14 protein-coding genes are annotated in these 16,315 nt (G+C 71.7%); 12 read left to right on the plus strand and 2 right to left on the minus strand.

All coding sequences use genetic code 11. The features are described 5' to 3' along the window. Position 1: 1 nt before the first annotated feature. The 7 genes from KJK29_RS37290 to KJK29_RS37320 all read left to right on the plus strand — a co-directional run bounded on the left by KJK29_RS37290 (position 2) and on the right by KJK29_RS37320 (position 6,045). Complete coding sequence (locus KJK29_RS37290; RefSeq protein ID WP_215123815.1) at positions 2-874, plus strand: alpha/beta fold hydrolase; 873 nt, start codon at positions 2-4, stop codon at positions 872-874. Further along, complete coding sequence (locus KJK29_RS37295) at positions 871-1,884, plus strand: VOC family protein (protein ID WP_215123817.1); 1,014 nt, start codon at positions 871-873, stop codon at positions 1,882-1,884. The genes KJK29_RS37290 and KJK29_RS37295 overlap by 4 nt, the downstream gene beginning before the upstream one ends. 110 nt (positions 1,885-1,994) lie before the next feature. Further along, positions 1,995-2,720 carry a GntR family transcriptional regulator gene (locus KJK29_RS37300; RefSeq protein WP_215123819.1) on the plus strand — a complete coding sequence of 242 codons (726 nt, stop codon included), beginning with the start codon at positions 1,995-1,997 and terminating at the stop codon, positions 2,718-2,720. A gap of 120 nt (positions 2,721-2,840) precedes the next feature. Next, positions 2,841-3,905 carry an Ldh family oxidoreductase gene (locus KJK29_RS37305; protein WP_215123821.1) on the plus strand — a complete coding sequence of 355 codons (1,065 nt, stop codon included), beginning with the start codon at positions 2,841-2,843 and terminating at the stop codon, positions 3,903-3,905. Further along, positions 3,902-4,204, plus strand: a complete 303-nt coding sequence (locus KJK29_RS37310) for a putative quinol monooxygenase (protein ID WP_215123823.1) — start codon at positions 3,902-3,904, stop codon at positions 4,202-4,204. The genes KJK29_RS37305 and KJK29_RS37310 overlap by 4 nt, the downstream gene beginning before the upstream one ends. Before the next feature lie 24 nt (positions 4,205-4,228). Then, a complete protein-coding gene (locus KJK29_RS37315; protein WP_215123825.1) occupies positions 4,229-4,663 on the plus strand; it encodes a cupin domain-containing protein in 435 nt (144 codons plus the stop codon). After that, the gene (locus KJK29_RS37320; RefSeq protein WP_215123827.1) at positions 4,660-6,045 is read left to right on the plus strand and encodes an aldehyde dehydrogenase family protein; all 1,386 of its coding nucleotides are present in this window, start codon (positions 4,660-4,662) and stop codon (positions 6,043-6,045) included. Before KJK29_RS37315 ends, KJK29_RS37320 begins: the two co-directional genes overlap by 4 nt. A 15-nt stretch (positions 6,046-6,060) precedes the next feature. Here KJK29_RS37320 and KJK29_RS37325 read toward each other — a convergent pair whose 3' ends face one another. Continuing rightward, the gene (locus KJK29_RS37325; protein ID WP_215123829.1) at positions 6,061-6,495 is read right to left on the minus strand and encodes a VOC family protein; all 435 of its coding nucleotides are present in this window, start codon (positions 6,493-6,495) and stop codon (positions 6,061-6,063) included. 106 nt (positions 6,496-6,601) lie between these two features. Here KJK29_RS37325 and KJK29_RS37330 point away from each other — a divergent pair, with 106 nt between their 5' ends. The 3 genes from KJK29_RS37330 to KJK29_RS37340 all read left to right on the plus strand — a co-directional run bounded on the left by KJK29_RS37330 (position 6,602) and on the right by KJK29_RS37340 (position 11,633). Next, positions 6,602-7,450 carry an oxygenase MpaB family protein gene (locus KJK29_RS37330; protein WP_215123831.1) on the plus strand — a complete coding sequence of 283 codons (849 nt, stop codon included), beginning with the start codon at positions 6,602-6,604 and terminating at the stop codon, positions 7,448-7,450. A gap of 66 nt (positions 7,451-7,516) precedes the next feature. Then, complete coding sequence (locus tag KJK29_RS37335) at positions 7,517-9,745, plus strand: serine/threonine-protein kinase (protein WP_215123833.1); 2,229 nt, start codon at positions 7,517-7,519, stop codon at positions 9,743-9,745. Positions 9,746-10,055: 310 nt separating this feature from the next. Further along, complete coding sequence (locus KJK29_RS37340; protein ID WP_215123835.1) at positions 10,056-11,633, plus strand: phytoene desaturase family protein; 1,578 nt, start codon at positions 10,056-10,058, stop codon at positions 11,631-11,633. Positions 11,634-11,637: 4 nt separating this feature from the next. Here the strand turns inward: KJK29_RS37340 and KJK29_RS37345 are convergent, their stop codons facing one another. Then, complete coding sequence (locus KJK29_RS37345) at positions 11,638-13,428, minus strand: serine hydrolase (RefSeq protein ID WP_251058045.1); 1,791 nt, start codon at positions 13,426-13,428, stop codon at positions 11,638-11,640. Between the two features lie 138 nt (positions 13,429-13,566). Here KJK29_RS37345 and KJK29_RS37350 point away from each other — a divergent pair, with 138 nt between their 5' ends. Beyond that, complete coding sequence (locus KJK29_RS37350; RefSeq protein WP_215123837.1) at positions 13,567-14,679, plus strand: NAD(P)H-dependent flavin oxidoreductase; 1,113 nt, start codon at positions 13,567-13,569, stop codon at positions 14,677-14,679. Beyond that, on the plus strand, positions 14,676-16,226 hold the full coding sequence (locus tag KJK29_RS37355; protein ID WP_215123839.1) for an acyl-CoA synthetase: 1,551 nt from the start codon (positions 14,676-14,678) through the stop codon (positions 16,224-16,226). Before KJK29_RS37350 ends, KJK29_RS37355 begins: the two co-directional genes overlap by 4 nt. The last annotated feature ends 89 nt before the right edge of the window (positions 16,227-16,315 follow it).

Consider the following 16,315-nt stretch of genomic DNA (forward strand, 5'->3'; position numbering starts at 1 on the left):
CATGCCCACGCACACCGCACTGCCGACGATGCGGGAGTCCCTGCTCGACATCGACAGCAAGAAGATCTTCGTCGCCGAGACCGGCGACGGCCCGCCCACGCTGCTGCTGCACGGCGGCGGCCCTGGCGCCTCCGGCGTCTCCAACTACTCCCGCAACATCGCCGCGTTGGCCGAGGAGTACCGGGTCATCGTCCCCGACCTGCCCGGCTACGGCCGCAGCACCAAGGGCATGGACGGCGCCGATCCCTTCGGCTACCTCGCCGGGGGAATCCGCGGGCTGATGGACGAACTCGATCTGGAAAAGGCCCACTTGGTCGGAAACTCCTACGGCGGCGCCTGCGCCCTGCGCCTCGCCCTGGACACACCGGACCGGGTAGACCGCATGGTGCTGATGGGCCCCGGCGGCATCGGCACCACCCGCGCCCTGCCCACCCCGGGGCTCAACAGCCTGCTCGACTACTACTCCGGCGACGGGCCTTCGCGGCTGAAGCTGGAGAAGTTCATCCGCAACCACCTGGTCTTCAACGCAGCCGACGTGCCGGACTCTGTGATCGACGCGCGTTACGAGGCGAGCATCGACCCCGAGGTGGTCGCGGCCCCACCGCTGCGCCGCCCGTCCGGCCCGAACGCTCTGCGCACGCTGTGGAAGATGGACTTCACGCGCGACCGGCGCGTGTCGAGGCTGCCGGTGCCCACCTTGGTGCTGTGGGGCGCGGCGGACAAGGTCAACCGGCCGTCCGGCGGCCGGATGCTGGCCGAGCGCATGCCCAACTGCGATCTCTACGAGGTCGCCAACACCGGGCACTGGGTGCAGTTCGAACGCGCCGAGCTGTTCAACCGGCTGTGCGCCGACTTCCTGGCAGGCAGGCGATGACCATCACTCCGGGCGCATCCGTCTTCGGCGCCGTCCACCTCGGCTACATCGTCATCGAGACCGACCGCTTCACCGACTGGCGGCGCTTCGGCACCGACGCCATCGGCATGCACCACGACGACCTCGAGACGGACGTGATGCGCTTCCGCCTCGACGACCAGGAATGCCGTTTCCTGCTGCGCCGCGGCCCGGCCGAGGACGTCGTCGCCACCGGCTGGCACATCGACGACCACACGACCTTCGAACGCATCGAGCACCGCGTACGCGCCCACGGCGTACCCGTCGTCCAAGGCACCGAGGAAGAGGCGGAGCTGCGCGGCGTCGAACGCCTGCTGCGCTTCCCCGGACCCAAGGGCATCACCCAGGAGATCTACACCACGCCCGTCACCTCACCCGAACCCCTGCGCATGCTCGCCTCCGGATGGGTCACCGGCGAGGCCGGCATGGGGCACGTCGCGATCACCTCCGCCAAGCCCGCCTTGATGCGCGGCTACTTCACCACGGTCTTCGACGCCCGCCTGACCGACTACATCGACGAGACGATCAGCGGCGTCAAGCTCAAGATCCGTTTTCTGCGCGTGAACGAGCGCCACCACTCCCTCGCGATCGCCGCCGTCCGCGGTCTGCCGATCGACCCGATCCGCACCCGGGTCCAGCACCTCAACATCCAGGCCGCCAGTCTCGACGACCTCGCCCGCAGCTACGAGCGCGTGCACGAACTCGGCTTCGACATGGCCCTGTCCGTGGGCCAGCACACCAACGACAAGGAACTGTCCTACTACGCCCGCACCCCCTCGGGCTTCGAGTGGGAGGTGGGCTGGAACCCGATCGTCATCGACGAGAGCACCTGGGAGCCCGGCACCCACCAGGGCATCAGCGTCTGGGGCCACCTACCGGTCGGCCAGACCATCGTCGACAAGCTCGACCAGTTCCGCCTCGGCGCACGCTCCCTCGCCCACCCGGAGAAGACCGTCCGGGCCCTCAGCGGTGCCGGTGTCCCCGACGACTGAGGCACCCCGGCCCGGACCGGCCCTCCTCACCGCCACATCTGCCCGCTGGGCCGGCTGACGCGCGCTACGCTGTATACAGCTTGATGTGTGGCGGAGCGACGAGGAGTTCCATGGCGCGGGCAACCGGTAAGAGCGAAGCGGTCTACGAGCGGCTGAAGAGCGACATCGAGTCGCTGCGGCTGCGCCCGGGCGCCAAGCTCAGCGAGGTCCAGCTGAGCGAGGAGCTCGGCGCTTCGCGGACGCCCGTACGGGAGGCGATCAGGCGGCTGGCCAGGGACGGCCTGGTCGACTTCGTACCGGGTGAGGTGGCCAGGGTGGCCGCGATCTCGCTGGGCGGGGTGCGGGCCCTGTTCGAGTTCCGCATGCTGCTGGAGCCCCGCGCGGCCGCATCGGTCGCGACGGCGGGTACGGGTGACGAGCGGGTGCTGGTGCCGTTTCGCGGACTGCTGGAGCGGCTGGAGGAGTTCGACGCGTCCTTCCGCGCGCTCGACGCCGCTGAACAGGTCCGCTCCTACCAGGAGTTCTACGAGGTCACGGAGGGGTTCGACCAGGCGGTCATTGCCGCCTGCCGCAATCCGTACCTCGCCCGTACGATCCGGGACCTGCGCGGCCAGACCGTGCGGCTGCGGCACCTCTCGCACAGCGGGCCGCGCCGCATGCTGACGTCGCTGGAGGAGCATCGCGCGATGCTGAAGGCCATCACACAGGGGGACGCCCAGGCGGCGGAGGCGGCCTGCCGACACCACCTCGCGCAGACCCTGCAAGCCCTCATCGACAGTCTGACCAGCCACGACCTGGCCCTCGGGGTCGGTGTCCAGGTGGACATCGCGGGCTGATTCGCCGCTCGAAGCCCTGGCGGGGAAGGCGGTTTCCACGCGCTCGCCCTGCTGTGGTTTTCTTGGATCCACTGCTGTATACAGTAATGGATACATCGTTCTGGAGTGAGGGGCCGTCTCATGCCGTACACCGTCGGCGCCGCCGAGCTGCTGGAGTTCGCCGCGGCCGCCAGCGAAGCCCACGGCGTCCCGCCCGCGGACGCAGCGCTGCTCGCCGACACGCTGGTGACCGCGGAGCTGTGGGGGCACCCGTCGCACGGGATGCTGCGCCTGCCGTGGTACCTCAGCCGGATCGAAAGCGGCGCCACCGCCGCGGTCGCCACCCCCGAGGTCGTGAGCGACAACGGCGCCGTCCTCGTCGTGGACGGTCGCGACGGTCTCGGCCAGGTCCTCACCGACCGCGCGGTCACCTGGGGCGTGGAGCGAGCCCGTCGCCATGGGATCAGCGCGGTCGCGGTGCGCGACTCCGGGCACTTCGGAACGGCTGCCTACTTCACGCGCAGGGCCGCGGCGGAGGGCTGTGTGGCGCTGCTGGCCACCAACGCCAGCCCGGCGATGGCGCCGTGGGGTGGGAAGGAGAAGCGGGTCGGTACCAACCCGTGGTCGATCGCCGCGCCCGGCGGCCGCTACGGCACGGTCGTGATGGACATCGCCAACACCGCGGTCGCGCGCGGCAAGATCTACCACGCGGGGGAGCGCGGCGAGCCGATCCCCGAGGGCTGGGCGGCTGACGCGGACGGCGTGCCGACCACCGACCCGCGCCGCGCCATCGAGGGCCTGATCCTGCCGATGGCGGGCCACAAGGGCTACGCCATCTCCTTCATGTTCGACGTGCTCGCGGGCGTGCTGACCGGCAGCGCCTTCGGCTCCTCCGTGGTCGGTCCCTACCGGCCCACCGGCCGCAGCGGCGTCGGTCACCTGCTGATCTGCGTCGACATCCGGTCGATGGCGGACCCGGCCGACTTCGAGCGCCGGATGGAGGCCCTGATCGAGGAGACCAAGTCCACCCCCACCGCCCCGGGCACAGCCGAGATCTTCGTCCCGGGCGAGCCGGAGATCCGCACCGCCGAGCGCCTGCGCACCGAAGGCATCACCGTCGTCGACGACACCTGGACCTCCCTCGCGCGCATCGCCGAGGCCACCGCCGTACCCCTGCCCGCCGCCTCCGAGGAGCTTCCCGCATGATCGCGCTGACCGTATCCCTCCAGGTCGTCCCGGGCCGCCGTGACGACTTCCTCAAAGCCATCGAGGAGAACGCCGAGCGCTCCTTCACCGACGAGGCGGGCTGCCGTTACTTCGACGTCGTCTGCGACCTGGCGGACGACCACCACTTCGTCTTCCACGAGATCTACGACGACGAGACCGCCGTCGAGGCCCATCGCGCCGCTCCCCACTTCAAGGTCTGGCGCGAGGCGGCGGAGCAGTACGTCGTCCCCGGCAGCCAGGTCAACACCCTCTCCCGCCGCCTGTTCCACCACTCCTGACGGACCGATCGGAGCCCGCAGCCCATGTGCACCCAGCCCGCCCAGCCGAATCTGCTGATCCGCCCCGACGAGGTCGAACGCTTCGACCGCGGCGGCGGCGTCGCCACCGTCCCCTACGTCGGCAAGTGGAACTCCGAGAAGGCGGTCATCACCACCGGGCAGACCGTCTTCCAGCCCGGCACCGGTCTGCCCCTGCACAGCCACAACGTCGAGGAGTCGGTCCTGATCCTCGAAGGCGAGGCGACCGCCGAGATCGACGGCGAGTTCTTCGACCTGGAGGTCGGCCAGGCGACCTGGGTCCCGGCCGGCATCCCGCACCGGTTCTTCAACCGCGGCGAGGGCGTCATGCGGATCTACTGGGTCTACGGCGGCCGGGACGTCACCCGCACCATCACCGCCACCGGCGAGACCTTCGAGCACCTCTCCGCGAGCGACAAGGGAGGGGCCCCCACCTCATGAGCGCCACCATCCGGATCATCAACCCCGCCACCGGCGAGCAGACAGCCACCTACGAAGGCTGGGACGCGGGCCGCATCGAGGCCGCCGTGGCGCGGGCGCACGCCGCGAGCCGCGCCTGGGCGCTGGTCCCGGTGACCGAGCGGGCCGCGCGCGCCGCCCGTCTCGCCCGCACTCTGCGCGAACACCAGGACCACCTCGCCTCCCTGGCCGTCACCGAGATGGGCAAACCGGTGGCGGAGGCCGAGGGCGAGGTGGAGAAGTCGGCGGTCACCGCCGAGTACTACGCCCTGCAGGGACCCGGCATCCTCGCCGACGAGCAGGTCGAGGTCGACGGAGCGCGAGCATGGGTGGCGTACGAGCCCGCCGGCCTAGTCCTGGCCGTCATGCCGTGGAACTTCCCCGTCTGGCAGGTCATGCGCTTCGCCGTCCCCTCCCTGGTAGCGGGCAACGGTGTCCTGCTCAAGCACGCTTCCAACGTCACCGGCAGCGCCCTGGCGTTGCAGGACCTCTTTGTCGAGGCGGGCTTCCCCGAGCACCTGGTGACCACCCTCGTCATCGCGGATACGGACGTACCCGAGGTGACAGCGCGGCTCATCGAGGACGACCGCGTCGCCGCCGTCACCCTCACCGGAAGTAACCGGGCGGGCGCGGCCGTCGGATCGGCGGCCGGACGTGCGGCGAAGAAGTCCGTCCTGGAACTGGGCGGTTCGGACGCCTTCGTGGTCCTCGACGACGCCGACATCGACGCAGCCGCCGCGGCGGCGGTGAGGGCTCGCTTCACCAACTCGGGCCAGAGCTGCGTCTGCGCCAAGCGGTTCATCGTCAGCGCCACCGTGGCGGACGCCTTCACCACCGCCTTCGTGGCCGGCGTCGAAGCGCTGCGCGTCGGCGATCCGCGCGACCGTCGGACCCAGATCGGCCCGCTCGCCCGCGATGACCTGCGAGCGGCGATCCAACGGCAGGTCGAGGACTCCGTCGCCGCCGGGGCCCGGCTCCTCACCGGAGGCAAACCCCTGCCCGGCGACGGGTACTTCTACCGGCCGACCGTCCTGGCGGACACCGGCCCCGGCATGCCCGCCTTCGACGAGGAGACCTTCGGACCGCTCGCCGCCCTCACCGTCGCCCGGGACGACGAGGACGCCGTACGGCTCGCGAACGCCACCGCGTTCGGACTCGGGGTGAGCGTCTGGACGGCCGACCCGGGCCGGGGCGTCGCCCTGGCCCGCCGTGTCACCAGCGGAGCGGCCTTCGTCAACGCGATCGTCGCGTCCGACCCGCGCCTGCCCTTCGGCGGCACCAAGCGCAGCGGCCACGGCCGCGAACTGGCCGCCGCCGGCATCCGCGAGTTCACCAACACCCGCACGTACTGGGTCACCGCCTGACGGCTCGGGCCGGGCTCAGTCGAGGCAGAACTCGTTGCCCTCGATGTCCTGCATCGTGATGCACGACTCTTCTTGCCCATCGGCAAGCTGCGTGTACAGGTGGACCGCGCCGAGCGAGACCAGCCGTGCGCACTCGGCCTCCAGCGTGGCGAGACGCTCTTCCCCGACGAGCCCGATGCCGGCCCGGACGTCCAGGTGCACCCGGTTCTTGACGACCTTCCCCTCGGGTACGCGCTGGAAGAGCAGGCGCGGGCCCGTACCCGAGGGGTCACTGCACGCGAAATAGGTCACCTGGTCCTCGGGCGGCAGCGAGCGGTGGTAGTCCTCCCACGTGGCGAACCCCTCCGGGACCGGCGGTAGGACGTATCCCAGCACCTCGCACCAGAAGGCAGCGAGGCGCGCGGGCTCCGCGCAGTCGAAGGTGATCTGGATCTGCTTGATCGATGACATCAGCGCACCATAGCGCTCCCAGTGACCGGACCGTACTGCTGGTGCCCAGGGGTGTCGACCTGTTGTTCGAGCTGTGTCATCGTGGGCGCCGTGCGGAGGTGAGTCCATGACCGGCGCGGACCCCGGGCTGTTCACCCCTGATTCGGTGACCTGGCAGGTGCACGGCGACCCCATGATGTGGATCGCCGGTATCCGGGCGCTCTACCTCCAGGCCCTGCATCCGCGCGCCGTACGCGGCGTCATGCAGAACTCCGACTTCCGGCAGGACGCCTGGGGCCGGCTGATGCGCACCGCGAACTTCGTCGGCACCACGACATACGGCACCACGGAAGCCGCCGAACGGGCGGGCGCCCGCGTGAGGAAGATCCACCGCATGCTGACGGCGACCGACCCGGACACCGGCGAGCGCTACGGCGTCGACGAACCCAGTCTGCTCCTGTGGGTGCACTGCGCCGAGATCGACTCCTACCTGCACGTGCTGCGCGAATCCGGGTTCCGGCTCACCGACGCCGAGGCCGACCGCTACATCGCCGAACACCGGCAGAGCGCACGCCTGGTGGGGCTCGACCCGGGCACCGTACCGGCCGACCGGGCCGAGCTGGCCGCCTACTTCGAGAAGGTGCGCCCGGAGCTGGCCGCCGGACCCGAGGCACGCGAAGTGGACGACTTCCTCCTCCACCCGCCGACGCACCCGCTCCTCGTACCGGTGCGCGAGGTGCTGTGGCGGCGCGTGGCACAACTGGCGTACGCCTCTCTGCCGCCGTACGCCCACGAGTTGTACGGCAGACCGGCCCCCGCACCCGCCACCGCCGCCCGGCAACTGCGCCTCACCGGTCTCCTGTTGCGCCGGATTCCCGCACGTCTGCGCTGGCAACTCCCGCCCAAACACATCCTGCGTGCCATGGCGAGGCTCGGCCCGGACACGCGCCCGGCACCGTACAAACTCGGACGATAGGCCGCCATACTGAGTGGGCCAGTGGGAGGAGCGGGCGAACAGCTACCGGGGGGAGCGTCGCGCGACATGGGGGAGAGCAGGCTCATCCACGGCCGATACCGGCTGCTCGATCTGATCGGGCGCGGCGGCATGGGCGAGGTGTGGCGGGCACGGGACGAGTCCCTCGGCCGGCACGTCGCCGTCAAATGCCTCAAACCGCTGGGCCCCAACCACGACCACGCCTTCACGCGCGTACTGCGCGAGCGGTTCCGGCGTGAGGCCCGGGTGGCCGCAGCGCTCCAGCACCGGGGCATCACCGTCGTACACGACTTCGGCGAGTCCGAGGGCGTCCTCTACCTCGTCATGGAGCTGCTGGACGGCCGCAATCTCAGTCAGCTCCTGGAGGACAACAAGCAGCACCCGCTGCCGGTCGCCGACGTGGTGGAGATCGCCGAGCAGGTCGCCGCCGCGCTGGCGTACTGCCACGAGCAGAACATCGTCCACCGCGATCTGAAACCGGCCAACATCGTGCGGCTCGGCGACGGCACCGTGAAGATCTGCGACTTCGGCATAGCCCGCCTCGGCCACGACATCGGCTTCACCTCCCGGCTGACCGGCACCGGCATCGCCATGGGCACCCCGCACTACATGTCCCCGGAGCAGATCAGCGGCACCGAGGTCGACCAGCGCAGCGACCTGTACTCCTTCGGGTGCGTGCTCTACGAGATCGCCACCGGCGTGCCGCCGTTCGACCTCGACGACCCCTGGGCGATCCTCGTCGGCCACCGCGACACCCCGCCCCGGCCGCTGCGCGAACATCGCCGCGAACTGCCCGAGTACCTGGAGCGCGTCGTCCTGGACCTGCTGGCCAAGGAACCCGGGCACAGACCCGACGACGCCCGCGAGCTGGCCCGTCGGATCAGCATGCACCGGGCCGCGCCGCAGTATGTGCCGAGCGTGCTGGCGGCCCGTGCCGCGCCCGGCGCGCTTGCGGGAGCGGGACGGCTGCCGTCCTGGACCCACGGCATGACCACCGGCCACAAGGCCGCCGGTGCCGGGCTGCGCACCGCACCGGCGGACCCGGCGGCCGGACTCTCCGGCGAATGGATCGCCCGGCCCGCCGCGGGCCCCGTCGAGGATCCCGTCCCCGAGGAACGGCCCACCCCGCCCCCGGACGCCCTGACCGCCTTGGCCGGCCGGCACAACGCGGGCCTGAGCCTCGGCCGGCTCGGCCGCTGGGCGGAAGCGGGGGAGGTGCACCGGGCGGTCGCCGCCGAACGCGAACACCTCCTCGGCCCCGACCACCCCGACACCCTCGCCAGCCGCTACGAGGTCGCCTTCACGCTCAGCCGCACCGGCCGCGCCGCGGACGCTCTGCGCGAGTACAAGCACGTCACCGAGGCCAGGATCCGCAGCCACGGCGCCGACCATCCCGACACGCTCGCCGCGCGCCAGGAGATGGCCTACGTGCTCGGTCAGTTGGGCCGTCCCTTCGACGCCCACCGGGTGTACACCTCGGTGCTCACCGCCCGGGAGCGCACGATGGGGACCGACCACCCCGACACCCTGCGTTGCCGGCACAACCTCGCCTTCAACCTCAGCCGCCTCGGCCGACTGGAGGACTCCTACCGCATGGCCCGCGAGGTGGCCGCCGCCCGCGCCCGGGTGCTCGGCCCGGACCACCCCGACACCCTCGTCACCCGCTACGAAGTCGCCTACGCCCTCGGCCAATTGGGCCGCTGGGCCGAAGCCCTGGAGACCTACCGTGAGGTCGCCGCGGCCCGTGCCAGGGCCCTCGGCGCCGACCACCCCGACACGCTCGCCGCCCGGCACGAGATCGGCATCAGCCTGGGCCGCCTCGGCCGCAGCGCGGAGGCCCTGGACCTCTATCGCGACCTGGCCGAGGACCGCACCCGCGTCCAGGGCCCCACCCACCCCGAGACCCTGCGCGCCCGCCACGGCCGGTGCGTCAACCTGGGTCGGCTGGGCCGCTGGGAGGAGGCCCTCGCCGAGTCCCGGGACGTCGGCGCCCTCCGCGAGCGGATCCTCGGACCCGAGCATCCGGACACCCTGGTCAGCCTCCGCGAGGTCGCCGTCGGCCTGGGCTGGCTGGCCCGCTGGGCCGACGCGCTCACCGAATACCGGCGCGTCGCCGCCGCCCGCGAACGCGTCCTCGGCACGGACCACCCCGACACCCTCGCCAGCCGCAACGACGAGGCACACTGCCTCCAACAACTCGGCCGCGCCGCCGAAGCCGTGGCGCTCTACCGCCAGGTGGCGGCCCTGCGCGAGCAACGGGCGTCGGCCGGGCGGTGACCCGGGCGGAACCGGGTCGGCAGCGCGAGAAGTCGGTCGGCCGGAGGCCGGGGTCGCCCTGAACACCCAGGTGACCGCACACTGCTGAAGGCCGTGCCTGGACACCGACTGCCGCCGGGCGGCCCGACCGCCTGTCTCGACGCCTGCACCGCGGAGCCCGTCGTCCGGGCGGATGCCCACGCCGATGAGCCTGCCGCCCGGGACCGTCGCCGACGGCCGAAGGGCCCGTCCGCCCACCTCGACGCCTCCGCCCAAGGGCCCGTTCGCCGCCCGTCTGGCCGACCTGGATCACCCCGTGTTACGAAGAACCATGACCGCACCCGAGGGACCCCGCGCACACCGGACGTACGACGCCGTCATCGTCGGCGGTGGACACAACGGCCTGGTCGCCGCCGCCTACCTGGCCCGGGCCGGCCGTTCCGTGCTGGTTCTGGAGCAGTTGGACCACACCGGGGGAGCGGCGGTGTCCACCCGGCCGTTCGCCGGGGTCGACGCGCGGCTGTCCCGGTACTCGTATCTGGTCAGCCTGCTGCCCAAGAAGATCGTCCGGGACCTCGGCCTGGACTTCCGCGTCCGCACCCGCACCGTCTCCTCCTACACACCCGCAGAGCGCGACGGCCGGCCCACCGGGCTCCTCGTCGGCGGCGGCGAGCGGCGGACCCAGGAAGCCTTCGAACGGCTCACCGGCTCGGACCGCGAGTACCAGGCCTGGCAGGAGTTCTACGGCATGACCGGCCGCGTCGCCCAGCGGGTCTTCCCGACCCTCACCGAGCCGCTGCCCACCCGGGAGGAACTCCGCGACCGGCTCGACGACGAGCAGGCCTGGCGGACGCTGTTCGAGGAGCCGATCGGGGTCGCCGTCGAGGAACGGTTCGCGGACGACCTGGTGCGCGGCGTGGTCCTCACCGACGCGCTGATCGGCACGTTCGCCGACGCCCACGACCCCTCACTGAAGCAGAACCGCTGCTTCCTCTACCACGTGATCGGCGGCGGCACCGGCGACTGGGACGTCCCCGTCGGCGGCATGGGCGCCCTCACCGACGCACTCGCCGACGCGGCACGCGCCGCCGGCGCGGTCATCGCCACCGGCCACGAGGCGCTGCGCATCGCCACGGACGGCCGAACCGCCGAGGTCACCTACCGCACGGCCGACAGCGAAGGCACCGTCGCCGCCCGGCACGTCCTGGTCAACGCCTCCCCGCATGCCCTGGCGCAACTGACCGGCGACACACCCCCGGCCCTCGCCGAGGGCGCCCAGCTGAAGGTGAACATGCTGCTCAAGCGGCTGCCGACGCTGCGGGACAGCTCCGTCGACCCGCGCGAGGCGTTCGCCGGCACCTTCCACATCGCCGAGGGCTACGGCCAACTGGCTGCCGCCCACGCCCAGGCCGCCGCCGGTGAGCTGCCCGCAGCGCCGCCCTCCGAGATCTACTGCCACTCGCTCACCGACCCGACCATCCTCGGCCCCGACCTGGCCGAACAGGGCTACCAGACGCTCACCCTCTTCGGGCTGCACACCCCGGCCCGCCTGTTCGAGCGGGACAACGACGCCGTACGCGAAGAGCTGCTGAAGTCGACCCTCGCCCAGCTCGACGCCCACCTGGCCGAACCGATCGCCGACTGCCTGGCCACCGACGCGGACGGACGGCCCTGCATCGAGGCCAGGACGCCGCTCGACCTGGAGCGGGACCTCGGCCTGCCGGGCGGCAACATCTTCCACCGCGACCTGAGCTGGCCCTGGGCCCAGGACGGCACCGGCCGCTGGGGCGTGGAGACCGGGCACGCCAACGTGCTGCTGTGCGGTGCCGGTGCGGTGCGCGGCGGCGGAGTGAGCGGAGTGCCCGGGCACAACGCGGCGATGGCGGTACTAGAGGACGATCCCCGGTGAGCCCTCAGTCCGCCGACCGCGTCCACCCGACTGCCTGAAGGCGCGAAGCGTCCGCCGGGCGGGTCTCGTCGAACAGGACGTCGCCCGCCGTCTCGACCCGGAGCCCGTCCACGTAGCAACCACGCCCGACATACAGCCGGTCCGTCGCGTACCGCCAGCGCAGGGCGAGTCCCCGCGCGGCGGGGACATCCGCCGTGAGGCGGTGCCAGGCGCGGCCGGACCAGCCGGTGACCGAGCCGGACGGATGCGGCCGGGGTTCCTCGCCCCGGCGGGACGTCGTGAAGGGCACCGGCTGCCACGTCGTGCCGCCGTCGGTCGTGGCCTCCAGGACCAGGGTGTCGGCCTTCGGCTCGGTGTCCCACCACAGCGCGCAGCGCAGCCGCGCCCCGCCGGCGGACGTGTCGAGCTCGGGAAGAGTGAGCGTCGCCGTCGAGGAGACCGCCATCCCGGAGAACCAGGCGCTGCGTCCCCGCACCGGCCGGACCGGCACGGCCCGTGCCAGATGGTTCGCGGCGGCGACCCGAGGCGCCGACCCCGAACGCCAACTGCGTACCGGATGAACGGAGTTGCCGAGCACGACGAGGAAGGAGTCCGTCGTCGGGTCCAGCACCAGCGAGGTGCCCGTGAAGCCGGTGTGCCCGGCCGTGCGCGGCGTGGCCATCGCGCCCATGTACCAGTGCTGGTAGAGCTCGAAGCCGAGGCCGTGCTCGTCGCCGGGGAAGGCGGTGTTGAAGTCGGTGAACATCAGCTCCACCGACTCCGGCCTCAGGATCCGCTCCCGCCCGTAGACACCGCCGTTGAGCAGCGTCCGGCCGAGGACCGCGAGGTCCCACGCGTCGGAGAACACACCCGCGTGCCCCGCGACCCCGCCCAGGCTGAAGGCGTTCTCGTCGTGCACCTCGCCCCACACCAGGCCACGGTCCAGGCCGGACCACGGAGGGCGTGCGTCCTCCGTGGCCGCGATCCTCGGCCGCCAGGAGGCGGGTGGGTTGTAGCGGGTGCGGCGCATGCCGAGCGGCGCGGTGATCTCCTCCCTCAGGAGGGTGTCCAGGGAGCGGCCCGTGATCCCTTCCAGCACGAGCTGGAGCGAGACCAGGTTCAGGTCCGAGTACAGATACGCCGTGCCCGGTGCGCTCACCGGCTTCTCGTTCCAGATGAGCTGGAGTTTCTCCTCGTAGGTCGGTGCTTTGTACAGCGGGATCCAGGCGCGGAAACCGGAGGTGTGGGTGAGGAGCTGACGGATCGTGATGTCCTGCTTGCCCGCACGTCCGAAGTCAGGCAGGTACGAGGCGACCTTGCCCTCCAGCTCCAGCCTGCCCCGCTCGATCTGCTGCACGGCGAGGATCGAGGTGAACAGCTTCGACACCGACGCCAGGTCGAAGACGGTGTCCTCGGCCATGGGAATCTGCTCGTCCGGCGGGAACTCCACACCGGTGTCGGTCTTCTCGTCGTAGGCCCGGTAGCGCACCGCCATGCCGAGGGGCCGGTGCAGGGCGACGGTGCCGCCGCGTCCGGCGAGCAGGACGGCACCCGCGTACCAGGGGTGCGCGGGGGAGGGGCCGAGGAAGGTCTCGGCGTCGGTGACGAGCCGGCGAAGGTGGGAGGAGAGCAGTCCGGCGCGTGCGGCGGAGCCGTGGCGGAGGGTGGGGCGGTGACGTGTCGGCGGGGCGGCCGCGGCGGGCCCCGCGGGCAGGGAGGCGAGGGCGAGCGCACCGCCCAAGGCCAGGGCCCGTGCGCCCAGTTGCCGCCGGGTCGGTTCAGCGGTCGCCGCTCTGTCTGCCGCTCCCTCGGTCACCGCACACCCCTTCGCCTCAACCGTCTCGCATGTCCCCGAAAGTATGTCCGCCGCACGCCTTCATGAATCTGACCGAGAATCTGACGGGGTATCAGAAATGCTCTTCCGTCCTCCGGAGGACTACGGCATCCTGCGCCCATGCAGACGGAGCTGAGCCAGAAACTGGGAGTCGAGCACGCCGTCTTCGGCTTCACGCCGTTCCCCGCCGTCGCCGCGGCCATCAGCCGGGCCGGCGGCTTCGGCGTGCTCGGCGCGGTCCGCTACACCGCCCCCGACGAGCTCAAACGCGACCTGGACTGGATCGAGGCGCATGTGGACGGACGGCCGTACGGCCTGGACGTCGTGATGCCGGCGAAGAAGGTCGAGGGCGTGACCGAAGCCGAGGTCGAGGCGATGATCCCCGAGGGGCACCGGCAGTTCGTCCTGGACACCCTCGCCAAGCACGGTGTGCCCGAACTCGCCGAGGGCGAGGCGTCCGGATGGCGTATCACCGGCTGGATGGAGCAGGTCGCCCGCAGCCAGCTCGACGTCGCTTTCGACTACCCGATCAGGCTCCTGGCCAACGCCCTCGGTTCCCCGCCCGCCGACGTCATCGCCCGCGCCCACGACCAGGACGTGCTCGTCGCCGCGCTCGCGGGCAGCGCCCGGCACGCCCGCAAGCACCAGGACGCCGGGATCGACATCGTCGTGGCGCAGGGCTACGAGGCCGGTGGTCACACCGGTGAGATCGCGTCCATGGTGCTCACCCCCGAGGTCGTCGACGCCGTCGCCCCGCTGCCCGTGCTGGCCGCCGGCGGTATCGGCAGCGGACAGCAGGTGGCCGCCGCGCTCAGCCTCGGGGCTCAGGGTGTGTGGCTGGGCTCTATATGGCTGACCACCACGGAAGCGGACCTCCACTCGCCCGCCCTGACCCGCAAACTCCTCGCGGCCGGCTCCGGCGACACCGTCCGCTCCCGCGCCCTGACCGGCAAGCCGGCGCGCCAGCTGCGCACCGAGTGGACCGACGCCTGGGACGACCCGGCCGGGCCCGGCACCCTGCCCATGCCGCTACAGGGCCTGCTCGTCGCCGAGGCCGTCTCGCGCATCCAGAAGCACGAGGTCGAACCACTGCTCGGCACCCCGGTCGGGCAGATCGTCGGCCGGATGAACAGCGAACGCAGCGTCCAGGCCGTCTTAGACGACCTCACCCGCGGCTTCGAACAGGCCGTGGACCGCGTCAACCGCATCGCCGGAAGGAGCGGCCAGTCGTGAGCACACCCGCAGTGGGCTTCTGGGCCCAGGCCACACAGGACCCCGGCCGTAGCGTGCTCGTCGCGCCCGACGGCGAGGAGTGGACCGCCGGACGCCTGCACGCCGACGCCAACCGGCTCGTGCACGGCCTGCGCGCGGCCGGACTCGAACGCGGCGACACCTTCGCCGTGGTCCTGCCCAACGGCGTCGAGTTCCTGACCGCCTATCTGGCCGCCAGCCAGGCCGGGTTCTACCTCGTCCCCGTCAACCACCACCTGGTCGGACCGGAGATCGCGTGGATCGTCTCCGACTCCGGCGCCCGGGTCCTCCTCGCCCACGAGCGCTTCGCCGACGCGGCACGCGACGCCGCCGACGAGGCGGGCCTCCCGGCCACTCACCGGTACGCCATAGGCGCGGTCGAGGGCTTCCGGCCGTACGCCGAACTCCTCGACGGACAGCCCGAGTCGGCGCCCGCCGACCGCACCCTCGGCTGGGTCATGAACTACACCTCGGGCACCACCGGACGGCCGCGCGGCATCCGCCGCCCCCTGCCCGGCAAGCCGCCGGAGGAGGCCTACCTCGGCGGCTTCCTCGGCATCTTCGGCATCCGGCCGTTCGACGACAACGTGCACTTGGTGTGCTCGCCGCTCTACCACACGGCCGTGCTGCAGTTCGCCGGCGCGTCCCTGCACATCGGGCACCGGCTGGTCGTGATGGACAAGTGGACGCCCCAGGAGATGCTCCGCCTTATCGACCGCCACCGCTGCACCCACACCCATATGGTCCCCACCCAGTTCCACCGCCTGCTGGCCCTGCCCGACGAGGAGAAGGACCGCTACGACGTCTCCGCCATGCGGCACGCCATCCACGGCGCCGCGCCCTGCCCCGACCATGTGAAACGGGCCATGCTCGACTGGTGGGGCCCCTGTGTGGAGGAGTACTACGCGGCCAGCGAGGGCGGCGGGGCCTTCGCCACCGCCGAGGACTGGCTGAAGAAACCCGGCACCGTCGGCAAGGCCTGGCCCATCAGCGAACTCGCCATCTTCGACGACGACGGCAACCCGCTGCCGCCCGGCGAACTCGGCACCGTCTACATGAAGATGAACACCGGCGGCTTCTCGTACCACAAGGACGAGGCCAAGACCCGCAAGAACCGCATCGGCGACTTCTTCACCGTCGGCGACCTCGGCCACCTCGACGAGGACGGCTACCTCTTCCTGCGCGACCGCAAGATCGACCTGATCATCTCCGGCGGCGTCAACATCTACCCCGCCGAGATCGAGTCGGCCCTGCTCGCCCACCCCGCCGTCGCGGACGCCGCCGTCTTCGGCATCCCACACGACGACTGGGGCGAGGAGGTCAAGGCGGTCGTCGAGGCGGCACCGGGACACCGCCCCGGCCCGGCCCTCGCGGCCGACCTCCTCGACCACTGCACCCACCGGCTCGCCGGGTACAAGCGGCCCAGAAGCGTCGACTTCATCACCGAGATGCCCCGCGACCCCAACGGCAAGCTGTACAAGCGTCGGCTGCGGGAGCCGTACTGGGAGGGCCGGAACCGACCGGTATAGGTGGCCTCGATGCGCAGGCCCCGGAACGCGCCGGACGCCTGGGCGGGACGAACAGCGGGGTGCCGCCCCACCGGGAACGGCACCCCACC

Source organism: Streptomyces koelreuteriae (genome assembly GCF_018604545.1).
GTDB lineage: Bacteria > Actinomycetota > Actinomycetes > Streptomycetales > Streptomycetaceae > Streptomyces > Streptomyces koelreuteriae.

What these genes read in the sequence shown, in the direction of transcription:
- KJK29_RS37290 (WP_215123815.1), top strand. Translation starts at nt 2, where the DNA reads ATGCCCACGCACACCGCACTGCCGACGATGCGGGAGTCCCTGCTCGAC.
- KJK29_RS37295 (WP_215123817.1), top strand. Translation starts at nt 871, where the DNA reads ATGACCATCACTCCGGGCGCATCCGTCTTCGGCGCCGTCCACCTCGGC.
- KJK29_RS37300 (WP_215123819.1), top strand. Translation starts at nt 1,995, where the DNA reads ATGGCGCGGGCAACCGGTAAGAGCGAAGCGGTCTACGAGCGGCTGAAG.
- KJK29_RS37305 (WP_215123821.1), top strand. Translation starts at nt 2,841, where the DNA reads ATGCCGTACACCGTCGGCGCCGCCGAGCTGCTGGAGTTCGCCGCGGCC.
- KJK29_RS37310 (WP_215123823.1), top strand. Translation starts at nt 3,902, where the DNA reads ATGATCGCGCTGACCGTATCCCTCCAGGTCGTCCCGGGCCGCCGTGAC.
- KJK29_RS37315 (WP_215123825.1), top strand. Translation starts at nt 4,229, where the DNA reads ATGTGCACCCAGCCCGCCCAGCCGAATCTGCTGATCCGCCCCGACGAG.
- KJK29_RS37320 (WP_215123827.1), top strand. Translation starts at nt 4,660, where the DNA reads ATGAGCGCCACCATCCGGATCATCAACCCCGCCACCGGCGAGCAGACA.
- KJK29_RS37325 (WP_215123829.1), bottom strand. Translation starts at nt 6,495, where the DNA reads ATGTCATCGATCAAGCAGATCCAGATCACCTTCGACTGCGCGGAGCCC.
- KJK29_RS37330 (WP_215123831.1), top strand. Translation starts at nt 6,602, where the DNA reads ATGACCGGCGCGGACCCCGGGCTGTTCACCCCTGATTCGGTGACCTGG.
- KJK29_RS37335 (WP_215123833.1), top strand. Translation starts at nt 7,517, where the DNA reads ATGGGGGAGAGCAGGCTCATCCACGGCCGATACCGGCTGCTCGATCTG.
- KJK29_RS37340 (WP_215123835.1), top strand. Translation starts at nt 10,056, where the DNA reads ATGACCGCACCCGAGGGACCCCGCGCACACCGGACGTACGACGCCGTC.
- KJK29_RS37350 (WP_215123837.1), top strand. Translation starts at nt 13,567, where the DNA reads ATGCAGACGGAGCTGAGCCAGAAACTGGGAGTCGAGCACGCCGTCTTC.